The sequence below is a fragment of the Paenibacillus sp. MBLB1832 genome (assembly GCF_032271945.1).
GTDB lineage: Bacteria > Bacillota > Bacilli > Paenibacillales > NBRC-103111 > Paenibacillus_E > Paenibacillus_E roseopurpureus.
Genome location: NZ_CP130319.1, coordinates 624,255 through 649,063, shown reverse-complemented (window position 1 = coordinate 649,063; position 24,809 = coordinate 624,255). Strand labels below are relative to the sequence as shown.

16 protein-coding genes are annotated in these 24,809 nt (G+C 37.0%); 5 read left to right on the top strand and 11 right to left on the bottom strand.

What is annotated here, in order from left to right; all coding sequences use genetic code 11:
• Window positions 1-7 precede the first annotated feature (7 nt).
• Genes MJB10_RS03030 through MJB10_RS03015 form a run of 4 tightly spaced genes read right to left on the bottom strand, consistent with a single transcriptional unit; the run spans window position 8 to window position 8,607 of the window.
• Complete coding sequence (locus MJB10_RS03030; protein ID WP_314801645.1) at window positions 8-616, bottom strand: hypothetical protein; 609 nt, start codon at window positions 614-616, stop codon at window positions 8-10.
• Entirely contained in the window at window positions 606-3,368 is a 2,763-nt protein-coding gene (locus MJB10_RS03025; protein ID WP_314801641.1) for a hypothetical protein, read from the bottom strand. Before MJB10_RS03025 ends, MJB10_RS03030 begins: the two co-directional genes overlap by 11 nt.
• A complete protein-coding gene (locus MJB10_RS03020; protein ID WP_314801639.1) occupies window positions 3,365-6,532 on the bottom strand; it encodes a UvrD-helicase domain-containing protein in 3,168 nt (1,055 codons plus the stop codon). Before MJB10_RS03020 ends, MJB10_RS03025 begins: the two co-directional genes overlap by 4 nt.
• Window positions 6,533-6,546: 14 nt before the next feature.
• Window positions 6,547-8,607 carry a UvrD-helicase domain-containing protein gene (locus MJB10_RS03015; protein WP_314801638.1) on the bottom strand — a complete coding sequence of 687 codons (2,061 nt, stop codon included), beginning with the start codon at window positions 8,605-8,607 and terminating at the stop codon, window positions 6,547-6,549.
• Window positions 8,608-8,789: 182 nt separating this feature from the next.
• Here MJB10_RS03015 and dndB point away from each other — a divergent pair, with 182 nt between their 5' ends.
• The 5 genes from dndB to MJB10_RS02990 are packed head-to-tail and all read left to right on the top strand — an operon-like array spanning window position 8,790 to window position 14,892.
• Entirely contained in the window at window positions 8,790-9,890 is a 1,101-nt protein-coding gene (gene dndB, locus MJB10_RS03010; protein WP_314801635.1) for a DNA sulfur modification protein DndB, read from the top strand.
• Window positions 9,838-11,370, top strand: coding sequence for a DNA phosphorothioation system sulfurtransferase DndC (dndC, locus tag MJB10_RS03005; protein ID WP_314801633.1), 1,533 nt, complete (start codon window positions 9,838-9,840; stop codon window positions 11,368-11,370). Before dndB ends, dndC begins: the two co-directional genes overlap by 53 nt.
• Window positions 11,371-11,384: 14 nt before the next feature.
• Window positions 11,385-13,379 (top strand): DNA sulfur modification protein DndD, encoded by a 1,995-nt coding sequence (gene dndD / locus MJB10_RS03000; protein WP_314801631.1) that lies wholly within the window; start codon window positions 11,385-11,387, stop codon window positions 13,377-13,379.
• Entirely contained in the window at window positions 13,380-13,751 is a 372-nt protein-coding gene (dndE, locus tag MJB10_RS02995) for a DNA sulfur modification protein DndE (protein ID WP_314801629.1), read from the top strand.
• A 7-nt stretch (window positions 13,752-13,758) separates the two neighbouring features.
• A complete protein-coding gene (locus MJB10_RS02990; protein WP_314801627.1) occupies window positions 13,759-14,892 on the top strand; it encodes a cysteine desulfurase family protein in 1,134 nt (377 codons plus the stop codon).
• A gap of 243 nt (window positions 14,893-15,135) precedes the next feature.
• Here MJB10_RS02990 and MJB10_RS02985 read toward each other — a convergent pair whose 3' ends face one another.
• From MJB10_RS02985 to MJB10_RS02955, 7 genes are all read right to left on the bottom strand, one after another.
• Window positions 15,136-15,333, bottom strand: coding sequence for a hypothetical protein (locus tag MJB10_RS02985; protein WP_314801624.1), 198 nt, complete (start codon window positions 15,331-15,333; stop codon window positions 15,136-15,138).
• Between the two features lie 46 nt (window positions 15,334-15,379).
• On the bottom strand, window positions 15,380-15,616 hold the full coding sequence (locus MJB10_RS02980) for a hypothetical protein (protein ID WP_314801623.1): 237 nt from the start codon (window positions 15,614-15,616) through the stop codon (window positions 15,380-15,382).
• A gap of 161 nt (window positions 15,617-15,777) precedes the next feature.
• Window positions 15,778-16,254 carry a hypothetical protein gene (locus tag MJB10_RS02975; RefSeq protein WP_314801621.1) on the bottom strand — a complete coding sequence of 159 codons (477 nt, stop codon included), beginning with the start codon at window positions 16,252-16,254 and terminating at the stop codon, window positions 15,778-15,780.
• The gene (locus tag MJB10_RS02970) at window positions 16,254-18,191 is read right to left on the bottom strand and encodes a hypothetical protein (protein ID WP_314801620.1); all 1,938 of its coding nucleotides are present in this window, start codon (window positions 18,189-18,191) and stop codon (window positions 16,254-16,256) included. The genes MJB10_RS02975 and MJB10_RS02970 overlap by 1 nt, the downstream gene beginning before the upstream one ends.
• Window positions 18,172-18,396, bottom strand: a complete 225-nt coding sequence (locus tag MJB10_RS02965; RefSeq protein ID WP_314801618.1) for a hypothetical protein — start codon at window positions 18,394-18,396, stop codon at window positions 18,172-18,174. Before MJB10_RS02965 ends, MJB10_RS02970 begins: the two co-directional genes overlap by 20 nt.
• Complete coding sequence (locus MJB10_RS02960) at window positions 18,393-21,746, bottom strand: UvrD-helicase domain-containing protein (RefSeq protein ID WP_314801616.1); 3,354 nt, start codon at window positions 21,744-21,746, stop codon at window positions 18,393-18,395. Before MJB10_RS02960 ends, MJB10_RS02965 begins: the two co-directional genes overlap by 4 nt.
• Entirely contained in the window at window positions 21,733-24,747 is a 3,015-nt protein-coding gene (locus tag MJB10_RS02955) for a PD-(D/E)XK nuclease family protein (RefSeq protein WP_314801614.1), read from the bottom strand. Before MJB10_RS02955 ends, MJB10_RS02960 begins: the two co-directional genes overlap by 14 nt.
• Window positions 24,748-24,809: the final 62 nt, after the last annotated feature.

The window sequence follows — 24,809 nt, the reverse complement described above, 5'->3', positions numbered from 1 at the left end:
CTCTCCTCTATAAACAATGGAAACCGCAAATCCATTTGCCTTCATAATCTTTTGTCTTATGATAATAGACCACGGCAAAGCGTTTTCTACCTTTTGTGTTAACATATGCTTTCCACCGCTGCGCCTTGTGATCCATGCTTTCAGCAGAAGACTTAATTGCGTGCTTCCAATATTCAATCCACCGTAAATCTTTATTTAATAACTTAATTTGTTTATGCATGATCTTAAGCACAATTTTACATTTCGTATCATGCAGATGTGGTATTTGAATCGATGCAATTTCGGGCAACTCGATGACACCGTACGGCATCGTTTGATTGATAAAATCGATAGAGGGCCGTTTTATTCGAGATAACAAAGCAATTATTTGCTGCTTATCATAATAACTATTCACTGTAGCCAAAGAAGTTGGTTTATAAAACTCCCCACGTTCTTTCACAATTTCAACGTGAGAGACTCCGAATACATCCCAAGCCACCGTTCCGTCTGGTCGAATGAAGTCTTCAGGAGGAATTAATAAAGCATAAAATTTTGAATCCAATAAGTTGTAAGCAATCACCTTAAAACTATCTTTCCACATCTCAGAAATGGAAATCGTTAGTAGTTCACTCTTCAACCTCGTGCTCCTCTCCGGCCACTTTAAAATGGTGCAGGCAGATCTCTCTATTTTTGCAAAAGTTACACAAACTTGGGTGTACCTTCTCCTCTTCGAACAAAGATTGATGCTGATAGTACATGTTTATCGAGGATCGTACTTCTTCCTTTTTCCTTTCGTTACGAAGACGATGTACTGGGCTCATAAGATTCTGTTTATCTTCATCATTAACCTGCGCATATAAGAAGTCGAGCCTGATTTGGACATAATTTTCATCATATGGACTGACATACCCGTCTGCTTGCTTGATATCCTTGATGACCCATGCCTCCAAATCGACGAAATCAATATCTCTCCAGAAGGGAAAATAATCTCTCAGCTCATTTTTATTTACTTCTTGAACTGTCTTCTTAATAAACTCTAGGTTGTAAGGCTGCCCTGATAATAACTTCCATGATTTCTGCAGCAAAATAGCTCGGTAGTAGAGTTTACATTGATATTCTGACTGAAACGAACCCCCGTGCTCAAGAACATAATCCATAAAGTACCTATAGGAACATAACGTAAAGGTTTTTACTTGAGAAGGCGATAGAATTATATCATTCACTATATCCGGATTGAGATCAGAAACCGATGTCACTCCTTGATTACCCGTATTAAACCGATACAGGCTACTTTCTTCGAATTGATCATACCCAATCTCAAGTAATTTTAGAAGAAAATACGGCGTTTCCTTCTCGCCCTCACTATTTTCTATATAACTCACATTTATTTTATTCGATAAATAATAAGTAGTATAAAATAATGAGTAACGAAGAAATGATGGGTATTCCTTCATCGACTTTAGTACGATTTGAAGGTTCGGGATTGAACTGTGCAAATACGCTTTAAAAAATTGCTCGTTAAGAGGCCAAGGAAGTAAATCATTCATCTTCTTCTTCATGGAACTGTCCGAGAGGATCGCCAGGTGATATTCTGATTTGCTAGTAACACCGGGTTTTCGACTTAGCAGTACGCCTCCATCAAGTTGTTCAAAATTACGCACAATCCAATGCGCCGAATCCTCATGACTTCTTCGATTCAGGTAGAAATGGATGGTCTCCTTTAAGTCTTCAATGCTTCCCTCTACCTCTAACGAGTCAATATTCTCAAATTTGTTTATAATATCTGTTAAAAGCTCAGACTCTTTTTCGGTCAAGGTAGATGTTTTTAACATCCTACTGGAAATGATATCAACAAGCTTTTTATAGTGTTCTTTGTAATTTAAACGACCATTTTCATGATCAAATAATTCTCTTGTAATTTTCTGAATGTCATTCATTACGTCGATCAAGTATTCCAAATCTACTTTCGATACGTAATAAAAGGAAAAGCCGCGCAGTTCTGGACACGAATGCTCATTGCTCGTCTCCAACCTGCGTACTTCATCGATTAGCCCATGCAGCCTCTTAAGAAACTCGTTAATTGAGGTTACATCTTTGGTGTAAAGCTGAATATTTGAATATATTTCAACAGGGCTAGACCGACCTTCTCGTTGAAAATAGTTAATGGAAAGACATTCCTTTAATAAGGAATCATTAACTTTTAGCGTTCGTTCTTTATCGTCCCACATGTTATATAGCGCTAGAATGAATTGCCCAATTGGATAGCTTAAAAAGTGCTTCTCTCCAAACTGTTCAGGAAAATAAGATCGCAGGAGCTCATTAATTTTCTGATTGTCTGGAGCATAGAATTGCTCTTTCATTTTGGCAAGCGTGTTATCTCGTTTTCTCTCCTCGTTTTCAATGTCCGGATTTTCTTCACCTCGAGCTTGAGAGAACACCTTTTTCACATAATCGGCGAAGGTAGTTAAATTATCAAACCTAGTTGCCGTTACACCCTCAAATTGGGTTTCTGCAGCTTTTCCTTCAAGTAGATCACCCATTGCTTTTCCGAGAGCATTTTCATGATAAGAGGTCTCGCTTGTATCAGGGAGAAATGTAAGCTTGGTCCAGTCATATACGTTTCTCCAGGTTTCATACATTCTCTCATATTTAGGCACATAATTAATCAGGAAGATAACTTCAATGTCAAGGGATCGCAAATGCTCAAGAAGCTTCGTGTACAACGGTGTAAATCGATGAATACCGTGAAATACAACCGCCTTCACGGGCTGATCATATTCCAGCGTTAATTTTTCGACACGAGCCTTAAGATGGTCTACAGCATTCTTTTGCATCCGATTTTCTCGGTTTGTCTTGGCAGAGGCTTGTCGTTTAACCGCTCGCTCCAAGTCCTTGTTTAATAGATTCATCCATGTTACTTGCAGCTCAGCATGTCCCTTACCGCTCAGCTCTCCAGCTACCTCCCATTCGGGAGTATGTTGCAGTCGTTTGATCATTTCTAGCATCCCGATCTGCTCATCCGCCAACTGCGATTGGTCGAAATCACTCGGATTTACACCAAGCATGATTAGAAATTTAACAGCATCCATTAATTCCTTTTGATTGAACTTAAAAGAAGAAGCCAGTTTATGATCATCGACCTTACTAAGCTCTTCTGAAATCGCAATATACTGCTTAATATCGTTTTCCGGGCTATCGCACCATTCAATATAAAAATGGTTCAGGAAAGTATCAATCGTTGTTAACACTTGAAAACTTTCACGATTATAGATTGCCTCCAGCCCTTGAACAAGAGTTTGAGAAACACATAGATGTGGATAATCGGCAATTTCATTCCAAAAGGAGGCCGTCGTTAAAGTAAATGGGTTCGAGTAAGTATAAATTCTCATGTGATCTCCTCTTTGATGAACTTCTGCCACGATTTCTCAGCCGTGCTGTTTGAATATGTCATATAGACAAAATTCCGGATCGCTCTTGTCATTGCTACATATAAGATTCGTGTCTCCTCATGAACCTGCTCAATTTTCTCTTTATTTTCTTCAGCCTTAAAGTAATTATTTTTCATGTCAATTTCTTTCTTATACTCGTTAATAACCATCGGTGTGTCCAGCCTGAATTTATAGCCAATCTTACCCTTAGACAAGTTGATGACCTCAACAGGACCTGATTTCTTCGAGCTCATTAAATCCCTGTTGGTGAAAGGCATAAACACTGTATCAAACTCTAATCCTTTAGACTTATGCACAGTCATACACACGATTCTCTTTTTTCCCTCGGCCTGCAAGTTGAGCTGCTCCCGGTTTTCCTCGGCTTGTTTCGTTATAATCATGATACGAAGAAATTGTTCTAGTTTATTAAGTGTTAAATAATCCCCGTCAAAGCTCTGACTGATGACCTCAAAGAGCTGGTCAAGATTTCTCTTATAAAACCTCTCAAACAAATAACGTGATTCTGGTTGATGCTTAAACTTACTTCCGTAAGATTCCCAAGGAATCGTATGCAAGAGGATGTTTCGTAAAACAAATAATACAGGTTCACGTTTCAATTGCATCAAATATTCGGCCCAGCCATCGATAGGTGGATTTTCACGAAAAAACTGAAGAATCTTTTCTTTATCCTGATGAAAACTATTCAACATAGCTTTTGGAATATACTTATTAACATAGCAAGTACTATATAGATTAAATAAGTGCTTCGGACTTTGGGAATTTTGTAATGCCATCACCAGCTTATATAAATCTAATGTAGATTCCAACTGAAATAAATTACCACCAGCATCCGTTTCTATGAAGAAATCACATTCACTTCCCAATTGCCGAATTTTCTCTGCCTCATTATTTTCCCGGACAAGTATTGCCAGTGTACCTTTCTCAGGCATAACCTCATATAACGATCTTAGTTCGCGGCAGAAGACATCCTTAAATTCATCATTATCTTTTTCGTCAACAAGTTCGACTTCTCTGAAGAAAGGCTCTGAAGATGCATTTATCCTCAAATGACTTGTTAAATGATCTTCTTCTCTGATATAAGCCAATCTCGGTGACGGGCCCCTCCCCCAGCTAGCAAAGGACTTCTCGAATCGTTCCAATAGCTGTGAATCCGTACGGTAGTTCTTGTTAAGCGTATAGCTTAGCCCCCATTGTTCCCCGAGTTCTCCAACCAATTGGTCGAATGCCTTAACCTCAGCCCCACGAAATCTGTAAATACACTGTTTAACATCACCTACAACAAAATAATTGAAACCCACCTTACTTTGAATCAAATTCATAAGTTCAATTTGGGCATCGTCGGTATCTTGAAACTCATCAACAAACAAATACTTGATACGGTTCTTATAAGTTTGGAACAATTCTGAATTGTGGTGAGTAATTTCTTTCAACTTGATCATTAAATCGCTTAATCTGATAACCCCACTGTTATTCAGATCTTGACGAATGGCCGTTTCCGTTTCAACCAGAACATTCGTTAGCAACCGATGAAGTTGCGGATTCATTTCATTTACACCAAAGTCCAATGAATCATTAATGATATCAACATTTTTACTCTCTAGCTTCTCTAGGAATGTGCGTATGCGCCGCTGTAACTTATACATACTCAAATGAAGATCAGAGGCGTCAATATTCTCTTCATCAATGTATTTGTTCAAAGCCTGGGCGATACTCTGACCCCGCTCGTATCTACCTGTGACGATCTTAAGGTTGCTTCCTAGTCCGATGACTGCGGAAAACTTCTGAATGATTCGCTTTACTAAAGAATGAATTGTAGAAATATTCATTCCTTCTACCGATTCAATCATGCGGAAGGCTTCGTAATCTTTGGTAACGAGAAAATAGTTTTGAAAGTATTCTTGAAGCTTCTCCTTCATATTTGAAGCAGCCTCATTAGTAAATGTAATTAAATAAATAGCGTCGCTTAGCTGGTCGGCACGAAGTCGATGCGAATAGATTAAGTAGCTAATGCGAGCAATCATAGAAAATGTCTTTCCGCTGCCCGCTCCAGCCTTAATATTGATATTTCTTTCAATAGGTGCATGTTCGATTTTGAATTGATTTAGATTAAACGGACTACTGCCGTCAACCCGTATTAAATCCTGCTCAAATCCTTCGTATTTTCCATCTAAAATCTCAAAGGAAACTTCCCTTCCAAGTGGTTCCTTTGTAAGGTATAAAAACATATTGAAAATCGAATCTTTAACTTGCCCATTACGGTGGATAAAACTAAATTTATTCTGTAGAGCTGATTCATTCAGAAACTCCTCGATTTTTTCCCTAACATACTTTAAGTGGACCTCTGATTCGAGGATTAAAATGATCTTAGAGCCCTGCTGCCAATGCCTATAATAGTAAGCTAACTTCTCGTCTAACAGATCATTCGGCACCATGGACGGCATATAGCCTAGAATCGAATAGTGCTCTCTTGTCCCTATTCGAGTTACTGCGGTTTGATCAACGACGCTCGTTAATGAACTGCGGATCTGTTCCCAGGGTTCGAAAAACTTACGAATTTCGATCATTCGCGTATAGTCAAAAGGATCAATCGACATTTTTTCGAATTTAGTAAATACACTAAGCAGACGCTCACGAATCATACTTGGCTCTAAATCTTCTTCACAAAGTGTATGCTCTACTACTGGAGAAAGTATGTTTAAACCTGAGTTCTTATACTCAGCTAATTTAACGTGTGGAAAGCAAACGAGAGGTAGAACCAGGATATCTTTGTTCAACTCACTTTTGATTCTATTAATAAATGATTTACAATATCCGGTTGCTTGCTTATACGGTGACTTCTCCCAAATCTCAGCACCGTTCTTCGTGCGATACAGCATATTGTTGATGTCTTTTACTTCAATTACTTGTTCTGCTCTCCAAGCCTTAATCTCAATAACCAATATTCCTTTATTCGGTATTAAGATTGCAATGTCAAATTCTTTATGATCTATATAATAATTAAAGTAGACGATATATTCTTGCGGCAGATGATCTTTAAATAACTTATATACCATCTCTTCCGCATAATTACTGAATTCTGGATCCGCTGGGTAGATCGATGCCATTGTGCCCTCCTAAATTAATCACAGTAAGTAACGATTAGTTCTTCCCTACTGCGAGTTGATGCTACATATTTAAGGCATTCCGTTTGACTGACTTTAATATCTGTATACCAGTCCCCAGGATCTAACTTTCTAACATCTGAACCAATCTCAGTGTAGTTTGCTAAAATGACGATCCTGAACTCCAAACCTTTGCAACCATGTAAGGACGTTATACACACACCACTATCAGAACGTGGATACAGGTCATTTTCTAAAACAGTATTTGGGATTTCCTCATAGAGCAAAATGCCTGAAAATTCATTTCTGTCAATCGGAGATATGATACAAATTTCATGAGGAGGAATTTGTAAATCTTTAATATACTGTTTCAGTAGTTGAATAATATAGTTGTATTGCAGTTTTTTTGAATTAAAATGTTTAACCTCTGGCTCTGGACCATTGAGCAAACTTTTATATCCTTTAATATGTTCCTGATTCATCGTTGTCTTTATGAATTGTTTGTCTGCATATTCACGTATTTGTTTGGTCGTACGATAATTTACATTCAGATGAAACGTTCTTCCAACAATATCTATCCTTGTGTCCTTCCGCCAGTTGGCCATCGTATATATTCTTTGATTCTGATCAGAAAGTATGAATAGATTATTTCTATTGCTTTTAGTCAATAAACTAAGCGCTTTAATCTTTATTGGTGACAGATCCTGAGCTTCATCAATAATTATGGAATCATACATAGGTGGAATAATGCCTTTCTTGATAGCATTGCATACAAGAGCAGCTCGATCTTCAAAATCTATTATTTTGCGCTCAATCTTACGCTGTAGGAATACATCAAAAAAAACCCAAGCTTTACTTCGTTGAGCAGGATTAAGCGCCGCTCCCATCCCTTGTCTTGAAATAAGTAAATACTCCTCCAGGGTCGTAATGGTGTATCGTAAAATAATGTCAGCATACTCAGCTTTGAAAAAATTCAAAGAGAAATCTGGCTGTAATTCATTATAAGTTTGTATTAACAATTCGTTAACTTCGTTAGGCGAAACTTCTGCCTCTGTTAACTCATACTGGTGTACCAAAGCTGCTAAAACTTGATCCACTCCTTTAAGCTCCACATTATTATCCAATTTGTTTTGAAGAATCAATTGATCTAAATTATCTTTTATATATGAAGCTAACTTTCTACTAAACGTACAAAACAATATCCTATGACCAGTGGACGCTGGATAAATGTGCTTGGATAAGTAGGCCGCGCGATGTATAGCAACGACTGTCTTACCAGTCCCAGGTCCACCTTCAATTAAGGCCGGCCCATTAAAGTTCTGTTTTACTAATTGCTCCTGTTTCGGATGTAAGAACAACCTCCATAGATCGAAATCCTGTTCAAAAATCCCCTCTAGCTCATCTAAATTTTGCACAATAAAAAATCTTCTTTTTGAGTCCTTATGTAGCAAGCCCTGCTCAATTGAAGGATATTTTTCTAGAGACTGATCCTCAAGTTCAGCTATTACTTCTGTTATGTTCTTGCTACCTGTAATTAAATCAATCAATGCTTCTTGCACTTCCTGAGGAAATACATGAATATACTGAATAAATTCTTCCTCATTTTTTATTTTGTGGATTAATTCCGCGTGAATCTGTGTAATACCCAATTTAATTAGATTTTTCACGGAAATTTCTTGTTGTTCACACAATGAAGGTTCGTCATTAAAGTCGTCTAGGTAATTAGAGTTTGATCCTTGTACTGTTAGGTTTTCATCATTCACATAAACTGCACCAAATAAACTCATATTTAGACTCTTTCCCTCAGCCCATTTATAAGCTTCATCGTGACGATCCACATACAATAGAATATTTTGCTCCCCTTGCTGAGAGAAAATCAACCGTAAATCTTGATTAATTCGAGCGCTTCTAAACGATTTATCTTTAGTACTTTTTCTTAGATCATGGACTTGGAATCCGTTACCCTTTTCATCATTAGCAAACATTTTGATGCTCTGCATAATTATTTTTCTTGTCTGACGATCAAATTTATCGTAGCTTTGCATATAAGGTTCAGATAATATGATTGTTTTTGGCATCTTGAACACCTCGATGTATTTCTATAAAATAATTCTTTATATCTATAAATTCGATCCCAATTACCTACCTTCCTTCCCAATGATTTGCTAAATTCGACAAACTTAAAGGAATTGATAGTTGATAGATTCCACTTTTTTTTATACAATAAATATATAAAATATTACGTACGTAATAGAGGTGAATGAATATGAATTTTAGTTATAACTTTCCGGCTATTAAAGGCGTTCAAGCAAGTAAAGACTTTTACACTGTCATTTGTCCATTGCGGCTAATCCCAAAAATATTTTTATTTGACGAAGAAGAGATACCGGCTGAACACAGAGCACAACGATTGATGAATAAGTCTCGAATACCTGAGATCACGAATTACATACTTGAAAATCCAAAAGACTACGTATTCTCTTCTCTTACCGCGTCCGTCGATGGTGAGATGTCTTTCCACCCTTACTCTGAGGAATTCAAAGATATTGGAAGATTAACAATTTCACTTGATTCCAAGTTTCTAATCAATGATGGACAACATCGTCGAGCAGCAATTGAAGAAGCTCTTAAAATTTCCCCTGAACTTGGTGATGAATCAATTTCGGTAGTATTTTTTCATGATCGCGGATTGCTTCGTTCCCAGCAGCTGTTTGCTGATTTAAATCGTCATGCTGTAAACACAACATCATCCATTGGTATTCTGTATGAACACAGAGATCAATTAGCTCTTGTAACAAAAAATTTAATCACTGAAGTTCCACTACTTGAGCGATATACAGATAAAGAAAAGGTATCTCTTTCAAAAAATTCACCTAAGCTATTTGCCCTTAATCATATCTTTAATACGAATTGCCGCCTTCTTGGAAAAAAGAAGGGGGAACTAATTTCAGATCAAGAAAAACAATACATTAAAGAGTTTTGGGAAATTTTCTGTGATTCAATTTTAGAGTGGGGACTTGTATTAAAGAAAGAAATGTCACCTCGAGAATTAAGAGCTACCTCCATAGCTGCACACGGTGTCTTTCTTGAAGCCGTTGGCATAGTAGGATATTCTTTATTCTCAAAGTATCCAACACAGTGGAAATCATATCTAAAACAGCTCTCTAACATTGACTGGAGTCGAGATAATAAGAGTGATTGGTTAGGTCGCGCTTATGGTCCAACCGGAAGAATTAACAAGACTAATGAAACGGTTCAGCTTACGGCAAATCTGATTAAAGTAAAACTCGGTCTTTCTTTAACTGATTATGAATTACAAATGGAAACAAGATTTATGGAGGGGAATAGAGTTGGTGCTTAATATATTTGCAGGAAATACAAAATTTGAGGTTTCTAAAGCTCTTGTAAAAGAGACTTATCTTTCCGACGAACGTCCTTGGGTCGTTGGTTTTAGTGGAGGAAAAGATTCAACCGCACTTGTACAAATTATTTTTACTGCACTAAGTGAATTAAGTACAGAACAACTTACAAAAAAAGTATATGTAATCTCTTCAGATACTTTAGTTGAAACACCTTTAATTATTAATAAGATCTCTCAAACGCTAGGTCGAATTCAAGATCGAGCACTTGAATTAGGCTTACCTATTGAAGCACACAAAGTAAAACCCGCACCTGAATCGACTTTTTGGACTTCTATTATTGGAAAAGGATATCCTACGCCGCGGCAAACATTTAGATGGTGTACTGACAGACTAAAAATTGAACCTGCTAACAGGTTCATACTTGATAAAGTATCAAAATTCGGGGAAGTAAATATGGTCCTGGGGGTACGGGATTCTGAAAGTAGTACCCGTGCTGGGGTCATGCAAGCTCATACTATTGAAGGTAAAGTCTTAATGAGACATTCAACACTAACCAACGCATTTGTTTTTGCTCCTATTCGCAGTTTCGATACGGATGATGTCTGGGAATACCTCCTTCAAGTTGAATCTCCATGGGGAGACGATAATAACGAATTATTGAAGCTTTATCAAGATTCGAATAGTGAATGTCCTCTTGTTGTCGATAAAGACATCAAAGAATCTGCTGGTTCATGTGGAAATAGTAGATTTGGTTGCTGGACATGTACAGTAGTTAGTGAAGATAAAGCTTTAAGCGGTTTTATTAATAACGGTGTTGAATGGTTAAGACCTCTTTATGATTTCAGAAAATTCTTAGTAGATATTAGAGCCGATCGAAATGCTCGTCAAAAGCATCGGATGAACGGACAAGTTTACCTAACAACCAATTTAGAAGGTATAAATGTCGAAACTTCAACTAAGGTTCCAATCAAAGATCTCGGTAACTATTTAAATCAGCACCAAATTGATTTGGCAAACGTTGAGGAGTTAAATTTAATCATTATTGATCATGACGGTGAATTCAAACAATTAGGTCTTGGACCTTTTACATTAAAGGCACGTGAAGAAATTCTACGAAAATTACTACAAACACAAAACAAGGTTCGAGAGCTTCATGACCCTACAGTAGAACTCATTTCGCTTGATGAACTAAAAGTAATTCGCCAATTTTGGGAAGATGATTTGGATTGGGAAGATCGGATTCCAAAAATATACGAAGAAGAAACCGGCGAGCAATTAGTTTGGGATCTAAATGACAGACCTACTTTCGCTGAAGACCAAATAACTGACCTCGAACGACTCTGTAATGAGGAACAAGTAAACATTGCAGTATTAAAAAAACTTATTGCAGTAGAAAAAGATTACTCTGGTTTTAAAGTTCGCAGGGGACTGTTACAAGATTTCGAAAAAGCGCTTCGCCAAGATTTTCTACATCTATAAAAGAGGTCTCTAAAATGAAACTAAAAAAAGTCTTACTAAGAAATATCGGTGCCTATTATGGAACACAAAACGAAATTGACCTAGATACAACAAATGGCCAAAACGTTGTATTATTTGGCGGGAAAAATGGAGCAGGTAAAACCACATTATTAGAATCTCTTCGTATTGCTCTATTCGGTTCCCTTGCATATGGATTTATGACTGATAATGAAGCTTATTATAACCGTATACGAACAATTTTTAACCGCAAGGCCGTCGAAACTGGCGAAAGCACATACCAGGTGATTCTCTATTACACAGCAATTGAAAACTTTGTTCCGACTGAATATGTTCTGAATAGAAGCTGGTCACTTAAAAACAACAAAATTAAAGAATCATTTCATGTACAAAGGGATGGAAAAGAGTTGTCAGATCGGGAAATTGACAATTATCAGAATCGACTACGCGAGGAAATTCCACCACGATTGTTTGAGCTTTGCCTTTTTGACGGTGAAGAAATATCTCGAATTGTTTCCGAGAGTCAAATACCACAATATTTAAATGAAGCAGGAAAAGTGTTATTTAATCTTGACCTATTTTCTAACTTAGAAAGAGATTTACAAACATTCAAAACTCACCAGATTCAAAAACAAGACTCTTCTGAAGATGAAAAACAGAAAGCATTACTTGAAGAACAATTGCAAGTGGCACAAAAAAAATTATCCTCCTTATTTACTGAAATGGATCTACTAAGCGCAGAGTCCAATCAACTAAAAGATCTTTTGGCTGAGCTTAAGAATGACTTCGAGAAGCATGGTGGACTTCAAAAGGACAAAAGAGAAAAACTTGTCACCGAAGTTAATAGTATTGAGAATAAGCGCAAACATAATACAGATCAAATAAGAGAATTTGTTCAAACATTACTGCCATTATATATGGTTAGAGATTTAATTCTCGAAACAGATCTCCAGATGGAAACCGAGAAAGGCAATGAATCTTTTGAGTACGTACAATCCAAATTAAATTCTCAAATCATTAAGGATATTTTGGAGAGTACTGCAAAAAATAACATTGGTACTTATTCAGACAGCCTCTCTTCTACTGTCTTAGAAAATATTCTGGATGTAATCAAGCCAAAAGACAGTGTATTAATTCATCGAGCTTCATTTGCACAAAAAAGTGAAGTCCGAGAGCTACTCTCTAAAATTAATAAAGTAGATACAAATTATTATAATTCGTTATATACAGAAAATAGTCAGTTACTTGAAGTGGCTCAAACAAAAAGAAAACAATTAGAAGACAATGACAAGGCAAGTGAATTTAAAAGTATCCTTGAAGATATAGAGAATACGTCCCAATTGATCGAGCAAAAACGTATGCTTATTGAGCAGAAGGTTGAAGAAGAAACTCTTCTAATGGAAACCATTAGACAAGCAAAAATAGATATTGAGAAGATTGCCGAAAAATTATTGGCTTCAAGGAAAACGGAGAACTCCTTCTCTATGGCCGATAAATTAATCAAAGTCAGTCTCCGTTTTAGAAATATGCAACTCCGCAAAAAGTTAGATCAAGTCCAAAATGAAGCAATTAAAATGATTCATAAGTTATTTAGAAAAAAGGATTATGTTACTAGGATTTATATTGATCATGAAACGTTCGAATTAAATCTTTTTAAAGGTCATGAAGTGATTGTCAAAGAGCGCTTATCTGCTGGTGAAAAAGAGATGTTAATGTTGTCTGTTATTTGGGCAATGTTTAAATGCTCCGGATGGAGATTACCTTTCGTATTTGATACCCTATTAGGCCGTTTAGACCAGGATCATAAAAGAGAGCTAATCAAGCAGTTTATTCCTAACTGTGGCGAGCAAGTTATCATTCTCTCAACTGATTCCGAAATTACTATTGACCAGTTCCAAGATTTAAAACCTTCCATTTCAAAATGTTACACACTAGAATTCAATACAATTGAAAGTAAAATCGAAATTCATCAAGATAAGTACTTTAACTTACAAGAATTGGAGTTGGCCTAATTGAATTTCAGTTTAAAAACATCAAAATACACTGCTGAAGCATTAAAGCAACTCCAATCATCGACCAACATTACACCGAATATCTTAATTAGATATGCTGTTGCATTATCTTTAAAAAATTCTGAACCAGTCAGTCCGGCAGGAAAAGAGGCACTTGATGGTTTAGCCTTAAATCGGAATACGGTAACTGGTGAATTTGATTACATTTTTCACGCATTAATTGCACAGCACCTTAAAAGAGAAATCACAGATGAAGAATACTTTCCTGGATTATTCAATGCACATTTAGAACGTGGAATCCGTCTATTAAGCGGTGAGTACAAAATGGCTAAAAATAGTGAGGGTTTCTTTAGAGCCCTACTAAGCCAATAATTTGGTGGTGACACAATTGATCTACTTAGATAATAGCGCAACAACAAAAATTGACCCTCTTGTCCTAGAAGCCATGCTCCCCTATTTGCAGGAGGAGTATGGCAATCCGTCTAGTAAGTATTACTTATTAGCTGAAAACGCTAAGAAGGCAGTTTCTGTGGCACGAGAACAAGTGGCTGCCTTGATAGGTTGCCATCCCGATGAAATCATTTTCACAAGCGGAGCTACAGAAAGTAATAATTTTATAATTAAAGGTATTATCGACCATTACTCTTCCAGCTCTAATTTAATTATCACAACAAAAGTTGAGCACCCCTCTGTACTTGAGACATGCAATTATTTACAGACTAAAGAAGTAAAAGTAAATTATCTAGATGTAGATAATTATGGCAGAATTAATGCGGACCAGTTACATTCTCTTATTAAGATTAACAAACCAGTGTTAGTTAGCGCGATTTGGGGTAATAATGAGATTGGCTCTTTAAATCCAATTAAAGAATTAGCGACAGTTTGCAAACAAGCTGGTGTGTTTTTCCATTCTGATGCTACTCAAGTTATAGGAAAGCTTCCTGTAAATATGACAGACATTCCTGGGCTTTGTTTTCTGTCATTGTCGGCTCATAAACTTTGCGGGCCTAAAGGAATTGGAGCTGCTATCATCCGCAAACAATCGGATGAGATCTATACGAAAATCACTCCTCTACTCCATGGTGGCGGTCAAGAAAATAACTACAGAAGTGGAACTCTAGCAGTACATAACATTGTCGGGTTTGGAAAAGCGGCTGAGATTGCTATGAAACAGTTAACAGATAATCAGCGTAAACTACTGGATCTTGAATCTTACTTGTCTGATATTCTTAGTAGCACTCTTGGCGATAAAGTTTACTTCAATCATGATAATTCAGATAAGATCCCAGGTATCTTAAGTGTTCAGTTTAAAGGTGTCAATAATGAGTTGCTTCTAAAAAAACTTTCTCCTTACGCAGCCTTATCTTCCGGTTCTGCGTGCAGCTCCAGTAAACCAAGCCATGTACTTAGTGCGATTGGAATGACTTCAGAAGAGATCAGACAAACTATCCGCTTCTCACTTAGCCCTCATACTCTTCCCTCTGATTTAGATTTCTTTAAAAGTCTACGATAAATTAGGAGCCGTCCACGTAATTGCGGCAAAAGAAGATGAGTACGGGCGTTGTCAAAAAGTGCTGAGGTTGAGTCACTTTATCCTAGTGTAAGGGATTATTATTACTATTTGAAAAGTCTTTGAACTAAAACAGGCACAAATAGAATGTTTCTATTGTGCCTGTTTTTATATTATGTAAAAGTAAAGTCCGCTATAATACCTTAGTCACAGACAAACATAATATCACCTGCCAACCCTAGATGATTATAGGTAGCCAACCATAATCGCGCGAATCAATCCGCGACTAAGGGGCTCGATCTGAAACCTACCTACCGATACACGCTTTAGCTGAAGAGTGGACAATTGAAGCTTAGACGGTTGAATAGTTGGAAGCTTTATTAGATGAATACCCATTCGCTCCAACACATCACGCGGAACCGTATAATTCCGACCTTTTAACATAGCCTAAAATAAAAACGACGCAGGGCCGGAGCCTTGCGTCATGTTGTTATCGAACGAACGATGGTTTCCGCTGGGAAACCTTACCGCTAGCGATTAAAACATATTCCACATCGTTCCCTTCAACGGATGGACCGACAAAAACTTCTACGCCTTGCGTTACAACCGGAATGAACCGACCACTCTGAGAATCACGCTTACTCCATGTGCCATGCCTCATCCCCCGTTTGCCTTTGGAGAACACGAGCACTCGGCCCTTTAGATTTTTAGGACGTTTTATTATCATTTCGAATCTCCTCCAACCAAAACTGTGTTTTTGACTATTATACCATTAGCCTAATTTAGCTAACGAGTAAATTCCCATTTAGAATTTTCATCAATTAACCTTAAATATCTAATCAATAGGAAGCACTTCAAAATATTGTAATCCAATAAGAGTGGCCTCGCTTATGCAGAATTATTAAGCAACTTACTATACATAATCATAAACACTTCAAGTTCTGACGTTGCTGGGATTGCATCTTTAATCCGATTATACCCACCGACTGCATAATCATTTAGGAATTCGTGGCCCTTTGAACTTAATTTTGTTACAGACAAATGATCAATGAGACTCACCATAAGCAATTCTATTCCTTTTTTGTCGGTAGAGGTTATCGCTTTACGTTCCATTTCTGCATCAATCAAAAGCCCAACAATTAGATCTATTTTGTCTCGGTAAGCTTCAGGATAATAATCGACGAAGTAGGCGGTTTTCTTTATCTCTTGATTTTGGGACTCGCTCCCCAATTCACGGAAATGGAATCCCGCCATTAAACACAAATAGTAAAAATCAAATTTCACCTTGTATTTTGCTCCTTGATCTCCTCGACCATCTACCATGTCATAATATCGTTCTGCTTCCTTTAGCATTTTGAAACTCATTATTCTTCACCTCCGATAGACGTAAGTTCCTGGAATGTCTTAAAATATTCGATTCCTGCTTCACATTTAGCGTTCGGAGCAGCAGTCTTATGAATAGTCAGAAATTGAACATCATTAATTTTATAAAAATGCTCTGCAAAGCCTTCACGTTCTCCTGAAGTTATGAATATTATTAGTTGCTCAAATAGATCAGGTAATATTTTAGATACCTCTCTCCTAACTCCAAGATCCAATGCTCCCGCGGGGGAATCAACGAAGAAAGGTAACTCGTGAGACGAAGAATGAAATAAAGATCCCAGATAGGAATAAGCGATCGCTAGAGATTGTCCCACACTTGTACCTGTTTTACCCTGCAGAATTAAATGTCGATCAATTTGCTCCACAATAATTGGCTCGGATTTGATTATCTTCGAAAGTTTTGAATTAGTCTCCGTTTTAATCATTTCTTTTAAATTCTTTAGTGCTTCGGCTTCGATATAACCAATATAGGACTTAATCTTTTCAGCATTTTGTGCAAGTTGTACTGTTTTAGTTGCTTCTTTATATTTATTTTCTAATTCTGTCAAACTTTCTTCTACAAGATATAAATTATTATCTTCAGAAACCATTAATAACTTGACTCGTTCCTTTGTTGTTAACAACTCCAATTCATTGTTTACCATATTATATTGCTGTTGTAATTGAGATTGCTCATCAAGTAGTTTCTGTTCATCTTCATCGGCATCTTCTCTACGTTGCTGCAATAACCTTTCCAAGTCTCCTGCTAATCTATATTTTAGGTGTAGAAGCTCTTGAACCCCGTCTTTGATTGCTGTTGCAGTTTCACTATAAAAACGGTTCTTGACTGACGATTTAATGGAATTAATAACTCCAATTTGATCTTCCGCTAAATATTCTTTAGCGTTATCGATAATATATTGTTTTTCATGATTTCCAATAGAGCGCCCACACACACATGCATCTTTATCAGCCAGTTCTTCAAAGAATTGGCGTGACATTGTAGAAGGTAGCTTAAGATGCTGCATTTTTCCAGATAATGAAGCTAAGCGTTCTGCAATTTGTGGATTAATTAAATTCGGATTCCTAAATTCATCCAGAAATTTAGAGGTAGCTTCTTTTAACTTAAGCGTATTTTCAATTTGCTTTTTTTCTTGCTCTTTTATCATTTTTTCAAGTCCAGTATCTTTCTTTCTGGCCGAACTTAACAACGAACCAATTCCTTTTATTTTTATGGATAAGTCACTTTTTTCATCATCTAGTAAACCGATTCGTTTAAGTAGAATGCTGCGCTGTGCTTTTTTCGCGGAAATTTGATTCCGAATATAATTCAGACCTTGTTCAGTTCTTGTCTTACTTTTTTCATTTTTACGCTGCTCTTCTGTCACAATTCGGTCAATACTATTTTTCACATCACTGAGCCTATTGATATGATAGAGGAACCGAATTGCTTCCTCAGCCTCGCCCTTCTCACTACTTAGAATGCTATTTGCCAACTCTCCATCGAAAACAAACCTTTTCACAAATTCAGGGGAAAATACATCTTTAATATAAGTTGGCAGATCATGCCCGATATTCAATCCCCCCTGTGTCCCAGTTCTTGAGGTCATATATGAGGCCGCTCCACGGACATAATCCAATTTAATAGTAATATGATAAGGAGAATGGTCTAATAAAATTCTTGCTGTGAATAAACCCTCGGATACACTACTATTTGGACGAAATTCTTTAATTTCCTTCATTTTCCACCCAGTTGCCGTGCCATCAAATATTGCCCTCATTAATGTTATTGTGGTTGTCTTCCCCGTACCATTTGGCATCATGATCAATGAGGTTTGATATGGACTATTCTGTGATGTTTCAAGTGAAACATCAAGATTATTAACACCCCTAATTCCTTTGTATGACCAACCAAGGATCTTAACCTGCATTTTCTTCATTCCCTTCTTCATCTTCAAAGTCAAATTCATCCTCATCGAACGAAAGGTCTAAAATTTCCCGTAAATCATCATCTCGAAACGAACGTTCTTGTGTTTTCGAAAGAGCATTTTCTATCAATTTACGAAATCTCGTTTTGAAAACTTCACTTTCAGGGAGATTATCAATAACTTCATCTATAGCTGCTTCTATTTCCTTATGAATCATATTCCTTCTCTCCTTATTTGGGCGATTTCTGTTAACCATAAATTTCGTTCTTGATCTGAAGTTAGCTCGCTATGTTCTTCCTGCTCAACTATTTTCTCAACAAAATCTAAAACCGTTGCTCTTTTATTAGGATCTTTTGGGTTTATCCTTAAACTGCGGCCAATTCTCTGAATAGTCTGCAGCTTCGCCCGATCTGCAGTTAATAGGATAATGTTTTCGACTGATTGAATATCGATCCCCTCAGAAATACGTTTTGCTGCAATTAGACAGTCGATTTCTCCTTTTCCAAATCTCTCTAAATTAATGCGTTCATCATCCCCAAAATATGTGTGGTAATTTGAAATTATAGGGAGAATGATTTCTTGTATCTTTTGGCCGAAATTAATGGTTTCAACAAAAATGATGCTTCTCTTTAATAAATGTTTATTTTTGAGGATAAACTCTTGGAAAATTGGAATTTTCCCCAGCGACTCTTTCTTAACAAGCGCTAATTTAGTATATAAATCATTTAAGCTTGCCGGTTTCCCATCCCGTTTTGCTGCATAATGTGCCGCAATTACCTTTTTCCGCGCTACACGGTCCTCATCCGTCAATTCAAATTCCAAAGGAAGATAATCAAATTCGCAGAGAATTCCCCGACGTATTGCGTCTTCAATAGCAAATTTATATATAACTGGTCCTATTTCATTTAAAATAAATGCGTTGCCTTCATCATCGTATTCGCGCTCTGGCGTGGCGCTTAGTCCTAAGCGATATTTAAATCTTGATAATTGCCCTTTGAGCTTCTTTACTTTTGTTTCTGCTCCCATACCATGCACTTCATCACATACAATCAAAGCATTATTAAAGAATTTACTATCAAAGTAAGAGAAGAAATCTGCAAGCTGATTTCTTGATACTATTAGAACTGATCTTTCTGGCATTAATGAGAAGGGTGCGATTCTTTTATGTTTGTCATATTGCTGATATAGAGTAAGTTTTGTATCACTTACTAGTTGTTTATACCATTGATCCAATAAATCAGTGCCATCCACCGTTACGACAACTGAGTTTATTTCCTTTTGCTCTAGTAATATATTAATGATTTTGATCGCGGTTTTTGTTTTTCCAGTCCCAGTAGCCATCTCCAATATTCCATTCTTAGCCGCGAGGAACGCGTTTACCGCCTCTATTTGATGACGCCATTTCCCCTCGTCTTGTCCCGCTCCTGAATTATCTGCTATTGATCCCAAGTCTCCCTTACCGACTGGTGTTTCTGCTGATCCATGACTTGATTTAGGTGGGTTTGGAATTAATTCTGAATTCCAAACCCACTTTTGATAACAGATTCTCTTTTTGGGTACTGTCTCATTAACCATAAAATACAACTTCTTCTCAGCACGCGTCATTGCAACATAAAGAACTCGAGCTTCTTCCGCAAGATACTGCTCTTTATATATTTTTATTGCATCGGGATAATGCGCCGAAGTAATCATATTAAAAGGGCCACTATATCTTAACTGATATTCTATACCTGATTGAGCGTAGTGTAAGAAGTTTGGTGAAAGTGGTATACTATCTAAATTTCTGTCTAAATCCACTAAAATCACATTTGGAAACTCAAGTCCCTTTGCCTTATGTATCGTTATAAGGCTTACCATGTCCTTTTGGTTATCTATAATTTCCGCTTGTTTTTCATCTTTATTAGTTAATAATTGGATGGATAACCATTTTACAAAGTCTACTAGTTGAATATTTTCATTTTTACTTAGCCCTCGCGTGATTTCTTTCAAACGATATAGATTCGCTACAGCCTGCTCGTCGACCTCATCTATATACATCTTACGAGCATCAGTGACCTTCAATACTTCTTCGATCACCTGGGCAGCTGTATATACAGCCAATAGACGGGACATATGTTTTTCTAAACTAATTAATAGTTCTAAATTTCTATTGATGATCTTCGTGCTTAGTGCTTCTTGCTTCTTGATGATATCTTGAGGTGTTACTAACCAGTTAACAATTCTAAACATGTCCTTAACTTCCCGACACTTAAACAAATTGCCAGCCCCATTTAACTGTGCTGGTATTCTACTTTTTTGTAAGTGACGATAAAAAAGCTCCATATTTCGATTTGTTCGAAACAAAACTGCAAAATCACCATAAGAGGCTCCTTTGGATACCTCATTATGTATTAATTGCGCTACTTTTTCTTCAACTGGTGCTCCTTCTGCTAATACGTAATGTATTGTGTCCTCCATCGGGAGATCTTCTTGTGCGTTAGAATTGAGGTCTTCGGCTTCAAATAGCGGCAGCTTTTCATCATTTTGAAAGCCCCGAAACGTAGTATTCACAAAGTTAACAAGAGGTTTTGTTGACCTAAAGTTCGTTCTCAAAGTCAATACAGTACCCGTCTTTTCAATCCAATCTTCTACTGATTTATAAGAGTTTATATCTGCTCCACGAAATTGATAAATGGATTGTTTTAAATCACCGACTACGAACAATGAAGATGGAGCTTCCCCACCATCACAAATCATCCGAAGGATATCCGTTTGAAAAGCTGAAGTATCCTGAAATTCATCCACAAATAGGTACTTATAGGTGTCTTGCATTCGCTCTACGAGCCGTGGATTTTGTTTTAGTAATTTTGATGCGTACTCTAGTAAGCCATCTGTACTAAGCGACTGTAAGCGAAGCTTCGCCTCCTCTTCTTTAAGCTCCTTTAATAAAAAAATGTAACACTCTTTTATGATAGCCGTGTTGCCATCTTCTTTTAATAACATCGTAAACCGAGTTTGTTCTAGAACTTGTTCCAAGATGAGACCTTTATTCTTAATGAGTTGATAAGCCTCTATTAAAAATCCACGAAGCTCGTGAGCAGGCCATAGACCAATCAATACTTTCTTTTTCGAATCGTCTTCTTGCTGTAACCATCTCTGCATCACATTGTCTGCAGCTTGCAATAGTGTGCTATCATTCACCTTATAAGAAGGAGAATAATAGACCGAAGCTTCAATTTCACTCGGTCCGGCATAATCAAGAATTGCCCTACAAAATTGATGAATCGTCGATATTTTCACCAAATTTAAAGATTCTAACTCTGCTCTTAAACGCATTTTTAATTCAATGTCGGTTGTATGGAGCCATTGACTATATAGATGCCTCTTCAGGCGATCTTTTACATTCTCAGTTGCTTTATTTGTAAATGTTATTATCGCAAAGTTTCGAAGAGTTACATTAGGATTGTGCTCTAACAAATGTAATATCCTACGTGTTAAAACCTCAGTCTTTCCTGTCCCAGCACCTGCCCGAATTAAAATTCTATGCTCCGTGGACTCAACTGCGATCTTTTGTTCATTCGTCAGCATTTGCTTCAGCAACCTCCTGTTGATCTAACTCATTCAACGTATTGTTATTCTTTTGACAACTTAATTGAAATGGACAGTACGAGCAATGAGCTCCCTCTCTTTTAGGATGCTCATCTTCCTCCATCATCGAAATGATAGAATAGATTTCATTCTGGATCTTTTTCTCAGATGGATTACCGAAAAATGTAGCTCTAAACGAATAAAACCAGTTCGAGAATTCTTCTCCATCATTCTCATTCTCATAACTACTAATTCCAAGTAAATGAGGATAATGTGTTATAGGTAATGCTCGAATTCTGCTTCCAAACTTAGCATGTAGATCGGCAACTCCAGTAATTAGATACGAGGCTTTAGATGTGCTCACATGGTGTAATTCCACCTTTGGCACAACCTCAAACGAGACTTTTAAAGTGGGCGCTCCTTTATTTGCAACAGCTTTGGCATAGTTCTCATTAAAAACAATTTTAATGATATTCTTTACAAACCGATCTGCATAAAAGAGTCCATTTTGCCAAACTTCCGACTCAACTGGAAACATGAAAGCAAGATCTGTAACTTCTTTATTCATAATCTCTGGTAATATTTGCAATAATATATAATTTCGCCTATTCATTCGTTCGGTATCTTCCGACATGACTTCTCCACTCAGCTTTAAAAACAATGTTTTAAGCACTCTCTGAGTAAGAACTGCTGCTATATATCTCCCAAGTTGAAATCTATTGGAATAGACATTTTTTTCTGGAGCTAGCTTACTATAATAAAAACGTGTAGGACAAAGTCGATAAACTGCAAGGTCTTCAATTGTATACGTTGAAAGAACTGCTTGTTTCTTAATAAGCTGCGAACTTTGAATTAATCTCTCATCTTTATGGAAATCCTGCTGAACTTGTTGTCCATATCCATATTTATGAACAGTACCTATTCCACAGGTAACCAAATGATTCATTAGATGCTGAACATCACTTACGGTTTGTTGATCATTTATTTTATAAGCTCTTCCAATATCAAATAAATAATGGGATGGATAAACACGTTCTCCCGACTGTGTTCTTGGAAAGGAGAGTTGCATTTCCACTTTCGGGACGTAGAACGATAAATAAAAATAATATTTTTCACGCTCTGCTATTAATTGTTCCCATTCACTAACCGAATTTAATTTCAAACTTGTTGTTGCAGATATAAAACGCCATTCTAGATCATGATGCAAAGGCCACTTCGATTGGGGGATAGCTGGCACTCGATCCTGTGTAAATTGAATCATAAACACGTATTTATAGTCTAAAAATGCTATATTCTCTATGCCGGTGACAAGGATCTCTGGTTTAATCTTCTCGACTTGTGCCTCATCTTCTGTAGCATTTAGTTCTTCTACAAATAATTGGCCGATCAATTGACTAAACTCTTGCGAATTAATAGGCAAGCGATTTTGGCTGATCGTGCTCTCACTAAAAGCTTTAATGCGTGAAATGATTTCATGACCTGTTTCCTCGGATGCAAACCCAAACTTCTCTCCTAAATCATCCAACTCACTAAGTAATTTAAGCACATGGTCATGAATGCTCTCTTGCTTCTCACCATTTAAGTTTTTCTGAATAAGTTCGATCTCAGTGAGAATAGTCACCCAAGTCAGCAATGATTCTTCTTGAACGGCATGAAGTGGGTGATAGTCAAGATCCGATCCATTAAGCATCTTTTTTATTTCACTCAAGATTTTTAACTGTTCAAGCCATTCGTCCAGCGACCTAATAGATTTAAAAAAGACATCTTCTACCGCTTGGAAATTTTCAATAGTCTGCTTGGCTTGTGGAAACCAACCTGAATCTAATATTCGTCTAAACATCGATAGATCCAAATATGATGACGCTTCCAATCTCCTGTCGTCCCAGTTGATCTTATATATCAATTGGATGAACTCTCCGGCAGAGAGTCCCAATAGCGATCTCTCCGATACCTCAACTTCTAGTCGTTCTTGCTCGGCTATTTCTCTTACAAGCGGACGAAGTGTCATTGCATCGGGTGTAACAATGATGATACTTTTGTACGTAGCTTCCCCTCTTTCCATAAGGGCTTTTGAATGTAGTATCACCTGTCTAATTTCCTGTTCAATGGTACTATGACTATGTATTGAAAACGAACCAAGATTATCGATGGAACGATCCGTGAACATAGCCATCCTTAGTTGCTCAAGGTCTGTTGAGTCCGAAACGAATTGTTTACCAATGAACTTCCACTGGTCATAAGGTGCGTAAACTGAATACGACTTCTTTATCACCTCAAAAGCCGGGTTCGCCAATCCTTTCGAATCCCTATGGTAAGGCACGATAAATGTAATGTTTTTTTGTTGATACTCAAAGCGTTTCATCAAGGTTTCATGAATTGGCCTAAAGAAAAGGAACGGCCCGTCAAATATAACTTCATCATACTGATTTAAGATCTCATCATGCGTTAAAAGCCCTAATACACATTGGCCAAAGCTTATTTGTCCTGTTTGTTTAGTTAAATGTTGGTACTCTCCATATATAGCAATGATCGTTTTCCAATCCTCGAAATTACTTATGTTCTCTAGTTCATCATAAGACAACATAGTTGTATCCAATTCTAGCATTAAATCTAAAAGGTCCCCTGATGCTGCTAGCCAGTCTAGACGATTAGGCATAACATTCTCGATTGCTCTCTTAATAAGAATGTGAGACTCGGCTCGAGATAAAGGCTTTACCTTTTTCATTTCATATACAAGATGTTTCGTCCAATGATTAAACTCAGAAATTTGAAGCCACTGTTCAACCTGCTCATTATAATCAGATTTCCCCATTTTTCGATAATGCTTCTTGAATAAAAAACTGAATCTATTTGCCCTTCGTCTGAATAAGAACATAGTTGGAGTCAGATACAATACTTTATAATTCGGTTTTTCGCTGAGTTTTTTAAGCATATGTTGAAAAAAGAATTCTTCGACATCTTCTGAATTGGGTGTATAGTAAATTTTCCTCATATCTTCCATCGCCTTTTCCTTCAAATATGTTACTATTATACTATATTTGGAGTGTATTAAAATTGATATTT

Coding starts and splice junctions, on each gene's coding strand:
- MJB10_RS02955 (WP_314801614.1), bottom strand. CDS start 24,747: ATGGAAGATATGAGGAAAATTTACTATACACCCAATTCAGAAGATGTC.
- MJB10_RS02970 (WP_314801620.1), bottom strand. CDS start 18,191: ATGAAGAAAATGCAGGTTAAGATCCTTGGTTGGTCATACAAAGGAATT.
- MJB10_RS03015 (WP_314801638.1), bottom strand. CDS start 8,607: ATGCCAAAAACAATCATATTATCTGAACCTTATATGCAAAGCTACGAT.
- MJB10_RS03020 (WP_314801639.1), bottom strand. CDS start 6,532: ATGGCATCGATCTACCCAGCGGATCCAGAATTCAGTAATTATGCGGAA.
- MJB10_RS03025 (WP_314801641.1), bottom strand. CDS start 3,368: ATGAGAATTTATACTTACTCGAACCCATTTACTTTAACGACGGCCTCC.
- dndC (WP_314801633.1), top strand. CDS start 9,838: ATGAATTACAAATGGAAACAAGATTTATGGAGGGGAATAGAGTTGGTG.
- MJB10_RS02975 (WP_314801621.1), bottom strand. CDS start 16,254: ATGAGTTTCAAAATGCTAAAGGAAGCAGAACGATATTATGACATGGTA.
- MJB10_RS02960 (WP_314801616.1), bottom strand. CDS start 21,746: ATGCTGACGAATGAACAAAAGATCGCAGTTGAGTCCACGGAGCATAGA.
- dndD (WP_314801631.1), top strand. CDS start 11,385: ATGAAACTAAAAAAAGTCTTACTAAGAAATATCGGTGCCTATTATGGA.
- MJB10_RS02965 (WP_314801618.1), bottom strand. CDS start 18,396: ATGATTCATAAGGAAATAGAAGCAGCTATAGATGAAGTTATTGATAAT.
- MJB10_RS02985 (WP_314801624.1), bottom strand. CDS start 15,333: ATGTTAAAAGGTCGGAATTATACGGTTCCGCGTGATGTGTTGGAGCGA.
- dndB (WP_314801635.1), top strand. CDS start 8,790: ATGAATATGAATTTTAGTTATAACTTTCCGGCTATTAAAGGCGTTCAA.
- MJB10_RS02980 (WP_314801623.1), bottom strand. CDS start 15,616: ATGATAATAAAACGTCCTAAAAATCTAAAGGGCCGAGTGCTCGTGTTC.